Annotated in this window: 11 protein-coding genes; 5 read left to right on the top strand and 6 right to left on the bottom strand. The window is 62.9% G+C overall.

Annotated features, from left to right (window positions below; translation table 11 throughout):
- The first annotated feature begins 5 nt into the window (after positions 1–5).
- A complete protein-coding gene (locus Q1A53_RS13750) occupies positions 6–935 on the top strand; it encodes a LysR family transcriptional regulator (protein WP_299967736.1) in 930 nt (309 codons plus the stop codon).
- 669 nt (positions 936–1,604) lie between these two features.
- Here Q1A53_RS13750 and Q1A53_RS13745 read toward each other — a convergent pair.
- Entirely contained in the window at positions 1,605–3,269 is a 1,665-nt protein-coding gene (locus tag Q1A53_RS13745) for an NAD+ synthase (protein ID WP_299967733.1), read from the bottom strand.
- Positions 3,270–3,434: 165 nt separating this feature from the next.
- On the opposite strand from Q1A53_RS13745, the gene Q1A53_RS13740 reads away from it, so the two are divergent.
- Positions 3,435–4,823, top strand: coding sequence for a 2-isopropylmalate synthase (locus Q1A53_RS13740; RefSeq protein WP_299967730.1), 1,389 nt, complete (start codon positions 3,435–3,437; stop codon positions 4,821–4,823).
- Positions 4,824–4,964: 141 nt separating this feature from the next.
- Here the strand turns inward: Q1A53_RS13740 and Q1A53_RS13735 are convergent, their stop codons facing one another.
- Positions 4,965–5,423 (bottom strand): VPLPA-CTERM sorting domain-containing protein, encoded by a 459-nt coding sequence (locus tag Q1A53_RS13735; protein WP_299967727.1) that lies wholly within the window; start codon positions 5,421–5,423, stop codon positions 4,965–4,967.
- Between the two features lie 507 nt (positions 5,424–5,930).
- Between Q1A53_RS13735 and Q1A53_RS13730 the strand changes: the two genes are divergently transcribed.
- Positions 5,931–6,056, top strand: coding sequence for a hypothetical protein (locus Q1A53_RS13730; protein WP_299967724.1), 126 nt, complete (start codon positions 5,931–5,933; stop codon positions 6,054–6,056).
- A gap of 66 nt (positions 6,057–6,122) precedes the next feature.
- Here Q1A53_RS13730 and Q1A53_RS13725 read toward each other — a convergent pair whose 3' ends face one another.
- The 3 genes from Q1A53_RS13725 to dgcN form a co-directional block, all read right to left on the bottom strand.
- The gene (locus Q1A53_RS13725; protein ID WP_299967721.1) at positions 6,123–6,983 is read right to left on the bottom strand and encodes a D-amino-acid transaminase; all 861 of its coding nucleotides are present in this window, start codon (positions 6,981–6,983) and stop codon (positions 6,123–6,125) included.
- 4 nt (positions 6,984–6,987) lie between these two features.
- Positions 6,988–7,953 (bottom strand): N-acetyl-D-Glu racemase DgcA, encoded by a 966-nt coding sequence (gene dgcA / locus Q1A53_RS13720; RefSeq protein ID WP_299967715.1) that lies wholly within the window; start codon positions 7,951–7,953, stop codon positions 6,988–6,990.
- A 67-nt stretch (positions 7,954–8,020) separates the two neighbouring features.
- Entirely contained in the window at positions 8,021–9,022 is a 1,002-nt protein-coding gene (gene dgcN / locus Q1A53_RS13715; RefSeq protein WP_299967712.1) for an N-acetyltransferase DgcN, read from the bottom strand.
- Between the two features lie 250 nt (positions 9,023–9,272).
- On the opposite strand from dgcN, the gene Q1A53_RS13710 reads away from it, so the two are divergent.
- A complete protein-coding gene (locus Q1A53_RS13710) occupies positions 9,273–10,229 on the top strand; it encodes an L-malyl-CoA/beta-methylmalyl-CoA lyase (RefSeq protein ID WP_299967709.1) in 957 nt (318 codons plus the stop codon).
- A 67-nt stretch (positions 10,230–10,296) separates the two neighbouring features.
- On the top strand, positions 10,297–10,767 hold the full coding sequence (locus Q1A53_RS13705) for a DUF302 domain-containing protein (protein WP_299967706.1): 471 nt from the start codon (positions 10,297–10,299) through the stop codon (positions 10,765–10,767).
- Between the two features lie 139 nt (positions 10,768–10,906).
- Here the strand turns inward: Q1A53_RS13705 and Q1A53_RS13700 are convergent, their stop codons facing one another.
- Positions 10,907–11,359 (bottom strand): Lrp/AsnC family transcriptional regulator, encoded by a 453-nt coding sequence (locus tag Q1A53_RS13700; RefSeq protein WP_299967703.1) that lies wholly within the window; start codon positions 11,357–11,359, stop codon positions 10,907–10,909.
- Positions 11,360–11,412: the final 53 nt, after the last annotated feature.

The following is an 11,412-nucleotide window of genomic DNA, read 5'->3' as shown; positions in this document are numbered from 1 at the left end:
GAGCCGTGACCCTCTCCATCCGCGCGTTGCGCTACGTTCAGGAGGCCTTGCGCCAGGGCAGCATCGCCGCGGCGGCTGACACCATGAATGTAGCGCCCTCCGCCATTGCAACGGCGCTGGATCAGGCCGAGACCGCCTTTGGCATGGCGCTGGTGACCCGGGCGCGGTCCAAGGGCATCTTTCTCACGGCCGCCGGACGCGACGTGCAGCGCCGCATCGACGACCTGCTGGAGCGGTACAACGCCATGCTCAGCGATGTGGCAAACCTGCAGTCAGGTCTCTCAGGGCTGTTGACCATCGGCTACAACGCGCCCGTCGCGCCCGCCTTTCTGCCGGAGCTCTCAGCGGCGCTGCTGGCCGCCCACCCGGAGGTCTCTTTGTCCTTCACCGAAGGCGACAACACCTCCGTTCAAAAAGGGCTGCTGGACGGTCAGTTCGATGCGATCCTCTTCGTGGAGGAACTGCCCAACCCTCAGATAGAGACGCAGGCCCTCATCTTCGCCCCCACCTATTGTCTGTGCCCCGCCGATCATGCCATCGCATCTCAGAGCAGCGTATCGGTCGAACGGATCGTGCAGGAGCCGCTGATCCTGCTCGACCGGCCTGCCGCCCGCAGCTACTACCTCGATCTGCTGGCGCAAAGCGGGGAGGAGCCGCGCATCGTTGCGACCGCCAACGGAACCGAAATGGTGCGGTCGCTGGTGGCCTCGGGGCTCGGGCTGTCGCTGCTCAACATGCGCCCGCGCCATGTCCCGAGCTACGCAGGATCCCCGGTACACTGCGTCCCGCTCGCAGAGTGTGAGAGCGGCATCACCCTGTCCCTGGGCTTTGCCCCCGGCCCGAAACGCCGGCTGCTGCAGATGTTCATCGACAGGTGCAGCGCCTACTTCAGCGGGCCCCGGGGGGCAGAGCTGATTGCACGCGGCCCCCGCTAAAGCCACCTCTCCGCTGGGCTTCAGGCCCTCTGTCCACTCTCGCCAACGCCTGACACCGCTCAATGACAGGTCAGGGGCCCTGCGCAGGTTTGTCAGACAAGGATACGGGCAGTTTTCCTGTGCCCGACCAAAAACCCGTCGCCAAGCGACCCCCGTAAGACAACCGCACCCCCGGCGGGCAGCTCTCGGACAACCAGGCATTCCAGCGACCAATCGACCTGCGGCACGCGACAGACGCCTCATAGTCGAAGCAGATGATGCCCGATATTAGACAAGGCGCACGCCGCGACCTCCGCGGGTAAAGACGATGATCCGGCGCGGCGCGCAGCCCATTTCCGGTCGCGCCACAAGCAAGGTCTGGCGTACTTTCAAGGCGCGGCAAGGTCCACACACTGACCTCCCGTTCGGTTCAACGGGTCGCCCCGGCTGTCAGATCACCCACACCACACCTGATACCTCGGGCGACGGCTGTGGTCAGACACCGAACCTCCGGGCGGCGGCGTCCGGCCTCGGGCCGGACAGCTCTCGACCCGCCTCGATGGCGGCGAGAGAGCTTCCCCCGGTCCCATCCCACCGGCTGGGGTTTCAGCGGCGCGTCACATGCCGAAAAGCCGCACGCGCCACCAGCCTGCCACTGCCGGTCATCCGCCGTGCGGCCAACCACCTTCCCTAGCCTGCTTTCCCGTCCCGCCAGCGGTTCACAATCGGGTAGCGCCGGTCGAGCCAGAAGGCCCCCGTCGTCAGCCGCGCGCCGGGTGCTGACTGGAAGCGCTTGTACTCGGAGATATAGATCAGATGCTCCACCCGGCTGGCCACCTCGCGGTCAAAGCCCGCCGCCACGCAATCCTCGATAGAGCCCGCCCGGTCAACGAGGATCTCCAGCATTGCGTCCAGATCCGGATAGTCGGGCAGGCTGTCGCTGTCTTTCTGATCCGCGCGCAACTCGGCGGAGGGTGGCTTGTCGATCACCCGCACGGGCATCACCTCGCCCTCGGGCCCCTGCATCCAGTCGCGGTGATTGGCGTTGCGCCAGCGACAGGTCTCGAACACCCGGGTTTTATACAGATCCTTGATCGGATTGTAGCCGCCCGCCATGTCGCCATATATGGTCGCATAGCCCACGGCCACTTCGGATTTATTACCCGTGGTCAGCAGCATCTCCCCGAATTTATTGCTCATCGCCATCAGCAGAAGACCGCGCAGCCGCGACTGGATGTTCTCCTCCGCCAGCCCCGCCTCCAGCCCTTCGAAATGCGGCGCCAGCGTCTCGGTCACCGCAGCCCGCGGCCCCGAAATGGGCACATAGTCATACCGGCAACCCAGCGCCGTCGCCACCGCTTCGGCATCCTCCAGCGAATGCTCCGACGTGTACTCCGACGGCAGCATCACACAGCGCACGTTCTCCGCACCCAGAGCATCCACGGCAATCGCCGCCACGATCGCACTGTCCACCCCGCCCGACAGGCCCAGCAACACCTTGCCGAAACCCGTCTTGCGGCAATAGTCGCGCAGTCCCGTGACCATCACGCGGTAATCCTGCTCCCAGGCACTGGGGCGGGTCGCTTTCTCGCCCTCAACCACACGCCAGCCCTCCGGCCCGCGCTCCAGATCCACCTGCGCCAGCTGAGCGTCGAACACCGGCAATTGCACCGCCAGCGCGCCCCCGGGGTTCAGCGCAAAGCTACCACCGTCAAACACCTGATCATCCTGCCCCCCCACCATGTTGAGATAAACCAGCGGCAGCCCCGTCTCCACCACCCGCGACACCATATGGCTCATCCGCACGTCGAACTTGCCCCGGTCGTAAGGAGAGCCATTGGGCACCAGCAGAAACTCCGCGCCCGTCTCGGCCAGCGTCTCGGTCACATCCTCGTGCCAGGCATCCTCGCAGATGGGGCTGCCCACCCGGGAGTTACCGACCGAATAGGGCCCGCCCAGAGGCCCCGCATCGAAAATCCGCACTTCGTCGAAAACGGTCTCATTGGGCAGGTGATGCTTGAGAACCTGGGACGCAATGCGCCCGCCCTTGAGAATGAGATAGGCGTTGTAAAGCTGCGCCCCCTCAACCCAGGGCGACCCGATGGCAAGGGCGGGTCCCTCCGCACAGGCCAGGGCCAGTTCCTCCACATGCCGCGCCACATCCAGCTGAAAGGCCTTGCGCAGCCACAGATCCTGCGCGTTGTAGCCGGTGATGAACATCTCCGGCAGCGCCACCAGATCCGCGCCCGCATCGCGCCCGGCCTCCCAGGCAGCGCGCGCCTGCTGCGCATTGCCCGCCAGATCCCCCACCGTCGGGTTCAACTGTCCCAGCATCATCCTAAACCGATCCGACATGCGCTTGGCCCTTTTGCCTTCAGGTGAGAGGTGATGTAGCAGATTGCGCCCGGCAGAAAAGCCCAAGACCCGCCCACCCCGGTAAAAGACGATTGCCCCCGGGCCGGGCTTTGCATAAGTTTTGGCCAAAGATCGCGCCCCTCACACGATACCCCAAGGAGCCCCATGCCCCTGCGTCCCCTGATCCTCTGCCTCGCCTTGCTGCCCGCTCCGCTGATGGCCCAGCAAGGCCAGGTGCTGACCAAGCAATACGATGACGGCGGCGTCTACGAGGGCACCTTTCGCGGCGGGGTCCAGCACGGCACGGGCACCTACAAGCTGCCCAACGGCTATGAATACGCCGGCCAGTGGGTCGATGGCGAGATCAAGGGCGAGGGCATCGCGCGCTTCCCCAACGGATCGGTCTATGAGGGTCTCTTTGCCAAGGGCAAACCCGACGGGTTCGGCAAGATCACCTTCGCCGACGGCGGCACCTACGAGGGCGAATGGGACAGCGGCGCCATCATGGGCAGCGGCATCGCCCTTTATGCCAACGGGGTCCGCTACGAGGGCCAGTTCCGCAACGCCAAACACCACGGCACCGGCACCATGCAAAGCCCGGGCGGCTATGAATACAAGGGCGACTGGGTCGACGGCGTCAAGGAAGGCACGGGCACCATCACCTACCCCGATGGCGCGGTCTACGAAGGCGGCATCTCGGGCGGCATGCGCGCAGGCGAAGGCACGCTGACCACACCGGACGGGCTCATTTACGTGGGGCTCTGGCGTGACGGGCAGATCGATGGCACCGGGACGCTCACCCAGGCCAACGGTGACGTCTACGAAGGCGAGCTTGTCGCGGGCCGCCGCGAAGGTCAGGGCAAGGTCACCTACGCCAACGGCGATGTCTACGAAGGCAGCTTTGCCAATGACCTGCGCGACGGCCGGGGCACGTTCACGGCGCAGGACGGCTATACCTACTCGGGCGACTGGGTCGCGGGCGAGATCGCGGGCGAAGGCCGGGTCACCTACCCCGACGGCTCGATCTACGAAGGCAGCTTCGCCGCAGGTCAGGCCGACGGCCGCGGGCTGATCACCTACCCCGATGGCGCCACCTACGAGGGCGAGTGGAAGGCAGGCGTGATCGAAGGCCAGGGCAAGGCCACCTATCCCAACGGCGTCACCTACGAAGGCCAGTTCAAGAACGCCCGCAACCATGGCACGGGGATCATGACCTACGCCAACGGCTACCGCTACGAAGGCGAGTGGATTGACGGCCAGCGTCAGGGTCAGGGCGTCGCGACCTACCCCGATGGCACGATCTACACCGGCAGCTTCGACGCGGGCAAACGCGACGGTCAGGGCAAGATCACCCTGCCCAACGGGTTTGTCTACGACGGCGCCTGGTCCGAAGGCGAGATCGACGGCAAGGGCATCGCCACCTATGCCAACGGCGACGTCTACGAGGGCACGTTCGAGGCGGGCAAACGGCAGGGCACCGGCACCATGCGCTACGCGACGGGTGAAGAAGCCACGGGCACCTGGGAGAACGGCGCGCTCACCAACGGCGGCTAGCCAGACGTCTCGCCGGAACGCCGCAACCGGCGCCCGATTGTTTTGCAAAACAATTGACCGTTGCACCAGGACCCGTCGTCGCATTGGAACAAACCAACGCCCCCCTATCGCACAAGCTGAAGGGCCTCGTGCGGGGGTGAGTTAGATTTGTGCTGTGACCCGTTGCCGCCGACGCACCGCGCCCAGTCCCGCCAGACCCGACAAAATCAGCAGCGCCCCCGCGGGCAGCGGCACAGCAGATACCTGCGGATCGGGGATCTTCTTGATAAAAGCGGTGCCGTTCAGGCGAGGGCTGAAACCGTCGACGGATGCGAGAGTATCAACAACAGTGACATTGTCTGGATCGGAATTGGGAAATCCATAAATCACAAACTGGAAATCTGTTGATCCGGCATCCGCAGAAAAAAGGCCCCCGAAAATCCACAACGAGTCGGTGAAATATGCATATTGCAACGGCCCCGCTTCGGGTCCGGTCAACTGAAACGGATCGCCGGGGACCTCTGAGGATGTCATGGCATTGATGGTCAGGCCATCACTGGTGACCAGACCGATGGTGTCCGGATCCGCAAAGTCAGCGGTGATGTTGATATCGAACGCCACCGTGCCCAGCTGACCGCCCGAAAAGCCGCCAAGGATGTTATACGTCGCAGCCATGCTCGACGTCGCAGACGCCACAACCAGCGCCGTCGCGCCAAAAAGATATTTGAGTTTCATGTATCCCGCTCTCCGGAAGCAGCAGCAGGTGTCGGGTAGCCGAGGTCGCGCCCGATACCTGCTGCTGTGGTTTTGAAATGTTCGCTCACCCGCAAGCGGTCCAGACTTACCCCAAGCGCATACCATTTAAAGTACGAGATTAGGTGTACGACAGCGCCCCGTTGTGGCGCAGTTCCCAAATGGGAAGGGTCGGGTCTTTTTTTTGCCTCGACCGGGCCGCGTAAAACCCCCGAACACTCAGCACCTTGCCCATCATGTCATGCCGCTGCTACACCTTCGGCTTTTGGAAAAAGCGACAGTAAGGTTTTGGCGCGCGCTGGCGTTGAAACATCGCCCACCCGTCACGATGCACCGGACAGAGGGCACCGTGCGCGACCAAAAGCATCCGTTAGCATGAACACACCGCTCGCCGCGCAAACCACGCTCACCCGCCGAAAAACCGACGCGCGCACCGACGCAATACCGACAGAATACCGACGTGATACCGACATGGGTTTTCTCGTGATTTCAGAAGGTTAGCTCCAGATGCAAAAACGGCCCCACCGAGGGGGCCGTTTCGCTGTCGGTACACCGAGGATCGGGGTGTCAGACCGCCGCCTTCAGACTTTCTTCAAGGTAGATTTCCCGCAGCCGCGTGGCCACCGGCCCGGGCGTCCCATCGCCCAGCGCCACGCCGTCGATCTCCACCACCGGCATCACAAAAGTACTCGCGGAGGTGATAAAAGCCTCCTCAGCCGCCTGTGCTTCCTCGATGGTGAAGTTGCGCTCCTCCACCTGCATCTGCGCCTCTTCGGCAAAGCGCAAGACGGCCGCCCGGGTGATGCCATGCAGGATGTCATTGCTCAGCTCGCGGGTGATGATCTTGCCGTCCTTGACGATATAGGCGTTGTTGGACGTGCCTTCGGTGACATAGCCGTCCTCGATCATCCAGGCATCGTCAGCACCCGCCTTCTTGGCCATCATCTTGCCCATGGACGGATACAGCAACTGCACCGTCTTGATATCGCGGCGACCCCAGCGGATGTCCTCTATGCTGATGACTTTCATGCCTTTTTTCGCCGCGGGGCTATGGGCCAGCCCGGGCTTTGCCTGGGTAAACAGCACCACTGTGGGCGCTGTTGTCTCCGGGTCGGGAAAGACGAAATCCCGGTCCCCGGCAGAGCCGCGGGTGACCTGCAGATAGATCATCCCCTCGTCGATCCCGTTGCGCCGCACCAATTCGCGGTGCACCTCCAAAAGGTCTTCGCGGTCGATGGGGCTGCGCATGTCCAGCGCATCCAGAGACCGCTGCAGCCGCACTGCGTGCCCCTCGAAATCAATCAGCTTGCCGCCCAGCACGGAGGTCACCTCATAGACCCCGTCCGCCATCAGAAAGCCCCGGTCAAAGATCGACACAGAGGCCTCATTCTCCGGCATGTACTCGCCATTCACGTAGACAGTGCGCATGTTCTTACCCCCATAGCTCGGCCGAAGGCGGATGCACCCCGGCCGCATCGTAGATCAACGGCTCACCCCGGTCTTCGGCCAGAAGCAGCGGCCCGTCAAGGTCCGTGATCAGCGCACCCTGTGCCACCAGCGTCGCAGGCGCCATCGCCAGGCTCGACCCCACCATGCAGCCCACCATGATCTGGTACCCGTCCGCCAGCGCCGCCTCCCGCAAGGCCAGCGCCTCGGTCAAGCCGCCCGTCTTGTCGAGCTTGATGTTGACCACATCGTATTTCCCCCGCAATTCCGGCAGGCTCGCACGATCATGACAGCTCTCATCCGCACAAACAGGCACGGGCCTCTCCATCCCGATCAGCGCCTCATCCGCCCCCGCGGGCAAGGGCTGCTCCACCATCCGAACGCCCAAGCGGAGCAAGTGCGGCACCAAATCCGCGTAGACCTCCGCACTCCACCCTTCATTCGCATCGACAATGATCGCGGCCTCTGGCGCACCCGCGCGCACCGCCTCCAGCCGCGGCATGTCATCGGGTGTTCCCAGCTTGATCTTGAGCAAGGGCCGCGCCGCATGCGCCGCCGCCTGAGCGCGCATCTTCTCCGGCGTATCGAGCGACAGCGTATAAGCAGTCACCTCAGGCCCCGGCGCAGGAAGTCCCGCCAACGCCCAGGCCCGACACCCCGCCCGCTTCGCTTCGAGATCCCACAGCGCGCAATCCACCGCGTTCCGCGCAGCCCCGGCAGGCAACAAGGCCTGAAGGCGTGACCGCGTCAGATCATCGGGCAACCCCTCAATCTGCGCCGTCACACTCTCCAACGTCTCGCCGTAGCGCGCATAGGGCACACATTCCCCCCAGCCGCGCGCGGAGCCATCCCGCACCTGAACCGTCACGACCTCGGCCTGCGTCCGCGACCCACGCGAAATCGTGAAGACCTGCGCCAGCTGGAAAACATCGCGGGTGACCTCTATGCGCATCGTCTGCTCTTCATCATCTTGCCAAATAAACTCAATCCACAGCCCTGAACCGGCACAGCGGCAGCCATCACAGTGCCAACAACGGATCCACCAGCTTGCCCGCCCCAAAGCGGAACGGATCCGATGCAGGCAAATTCATCCTGTCCTCGATCTCCTGAAGGCAGGCCCGCGCCGCCGCCTCATCCAGCGCCTTGGTGTTCACGGAAACGCCCGTAATCTGACAAGCCGGATTGGCCACCCGCGCAATCGGCAACGCCGTATCGCGCAACTGCTCCAGGCTGGGCAGCGTATAATCCGGCAGACCGCGCATATGCGTTCGCGTTGGCTCATGACACAGGATCAGCGCATCGGGCTGACCACCATGAATGAGCGCCATGGTGACGCCGGAATAGGACACGTGAAACAAGCTCCCCTGTCCTTCAATGTGATCCCAGTGGTCGGCATCGTTGTCGGGCGTCAGATACTCCACCGCCCCGGCCATGAAATCCGCAATCACCGCATCCAGCGGCACGCCTTTCCCGGTGATCAGGATGCCGGTCTGACCGGTCGCGCGAAAGTCCGACTTCAACCCACGCTTGACCATCTCTGCGTCCATCGACATGGCCGTATACATCTTTCCGCAGGAACAATCGGTCCCGATGGCCAGCGCGCGTTTACCCGTCCGCTTCACGCCATTGGCAATCGGATAGGCAACGGATGGTACCCGCACATCGTGCAGCGTGCGGCCGTTGACCTTTGCGGCGGCCTGCAGCGCATCCTCGTTGCGCAGCAGATTATGCAAGCCCGCCGCCACATCATAGCCCAGCTGCAACGCCTTGACCAAAACCGCCTGCCACGCCTCTGAAATCACCCCCCCACGGTTCGCAACCCCGATGACAAGCGTCTTCGCCCCCGCAGCCAGCCCGTCTTCCAGGCTCATGTCTGTCAAACCCATATCCGCACCGCAGCCCGGCAACCGGATCTGACCCACGGCATTCTCGGGCCGCCAGTCCTTGATGCCCTGTGCGACCTTGGCCGCCAACTGATCCGGTGCATCACCGAGAAACAAGAGATAGGGTGTCTGGATCATGGTCAGGGACTCCTTAAGATTTGCCGCAATCTGCCGCGATCCGAGCGCAAACACATCTTAAAATACGCCATACTGCGGCACAAACTGCACTATTCTTCGAAGAAGCCCGCATAACCGCGAATATCTGAGCGTTCAGACATCACTCAAGCGAGTCTCTTGCTGCAACTGCAAAATGCACTTGCAGCATCATGCGCAATTTCATACCAACCAAACCAATATCTTCGCAACTTTATTACTCAAGGATACGCCGATGAGCTTCCGCCTCCAGCCCGCACCGCTCGCGCGACCCAACCGCTGCCAACTCTTCGGCCCCGGCTCCCGGCCCGCGATCTTCGAAAAAATGGCCGCCTCTGCTGCGGACGTGATCAATCTCGATCTGGAGGACAGCGTGGCCCCGACCGACAAGGACAGCGCCCGCGCCAATATCATCGCGGCAATCACGGATATTGACTGGGGCAACAAGACGCTCTCGGTACGGATCAACGGCCTCGACACACCCTACTGGTACCGCGATGTGGTCGATTTGATGGAGCAGGCCGACCCCCGCCTTGACCAGATCATGATCCCCAAGGTGGGCTGCGCGGCGGACATCTACGCGGTTGACGCGCTGGTCACCGCGATCGAGGCCGCCAAGGGCCGCGACAAGCCCATTACCTTCGAGGTCATCATCGAATCCGCTGCAGGCATCGCCCATGTCGAAGAGATCGCCGCGAGTTCCCCACGCCTCGCTGCGATGAGCCTCGGAGCCGCCGATTTCGCCGCCTCCATGGGCATGGCCACCACGGGGATCGGCGGCACGCAGGAAAACTACTATATGATCCGCGAGGGGCAAAAACACTGGTCCGACCCCTGGCACTGGGCACAGGCCGCCATCGTCGCCGCCTGCCGTACCCATGGCGTGCTGCCGGTCGATGGTCCTTTCGGCGATTTCACGGATGACGAGGGTTTCCGCGCCCAGGCCCGCCGCTCCGCCACGCTCGGGATGGTGGGCAAATGGGCCATCCATCCCAAACAGGTGGCCATTGCCAACGAGGTCTTCACCCCATCCGAAGAAGCGGTCGCCGAAGCACGCGAGATCCTCACCGCCATGGAAACCGCCAAGGCCAATGGCGAAGGGGCCACTGTCTACAAGGGCCGCCTCGTCGATATCGCCTCGATCAAACAGGCTGAGGTCATCGTGCGGCAATCGGAGATGATCGCCGGCTAGCGCAAGCGTGACTTGGCAAAGCGGGGCCTGGCTGACCTTATGGGCTGGTCCAAGCAAGGAGCCCGCCATGAGATCCTTTCTCGCCATTTGCCTGTGCCTTCTGACGGCAACCGTGGCCCATGCCCAATCCATCGCCCCGCGCGAGGGCTGGGTCGTGATCACGACCCAGAAACCTCATGCCACGCTGCTGGACGATCTGAAAGCCGCCGTCAAAGCGCACGGCATGGGTGTCGTCACCCAGGCCGGACCCACGGGTGCTGCCAAGGCCCGTGGCATCACCATCCCGCAAAACCGCGTCGTCGGTGTCTTCAACAATGATTTCGCCGTCAGAATCCTGGCGCTCTCGACCGCGGCGATGATCGAAGCACCCATCCGCTTCTATGTCACCGAGGAATCGAACGGCACCGCCACCCTGTCCTACAAGACACCTGGCTTCGTCTTCGCTCCCTACACCCCGGAAGGCGGTCCCGATCTCGCGAACCTCGCACGGCAACTGGACGACCGCTTTGCCGAGATTGCCGATCAAGCCGCGCACTAAGGCGCCCTGCCAAAAACTTAGATCGCGCACGGCCGCCTGACATCAGCGATGTAAAAGCGTCAGGTTTCAGGCATTGCGTCAGACGCCATAGCTCGCTCATCTTGCCAGATAAACTCCCGCCGGAGGCAAGAAAACTCTGTCACGCCCGCTCGTCCTTGGGCGAGCCCATGACCACATAGGAGGTGATCGCATTGACCTGCGGCAACGCGCCGAGCTTGTCCGTATGAAACCGCTTGTAGCTGGGTAGATCCGCACATTCTACACGCAGCAAGTATTCGATTGTACCGGTGATATTGTGGCATTCAACCACCTCCGGCGTGAGAGAGATCGCCCGCTCGAACGCCTCCTGGGATGTCTTGGAGTGATCGTTGAGGCCCACCCCGATATAGGCGACGAACCCGATACCAACCGCCTGCGCATCCAACACCACCCGGTAGCCGCGGATGACACCGGCGCGCTCCATCTCCTGCACCCGGCGCAAGCAGGCAGAGGGCGACAATCCGACCCGCTCCGCCAAGGCAAGGTTGCTGATGCGCCCGTCTCGTTTGAGGATATGCAATATCTCTTCGGATTTCTGATCAATCATGGTCATATATTGCACAAATAGGCAATTCCCTCACAAGAACGCAATTTCAAATCGGTCCA

The organism is uncultured Roseobacter sp. (genome assembly GCF_947496515.1).
GTDB lineage: Bacteria > Pseudomonadota > Alphaproteobacteria > Rhodobacterales > Rhodobacteraceae > Roseobacter.
This window is presented reverse-complemented; position numbering and strand designations above follow the sequence as displayed.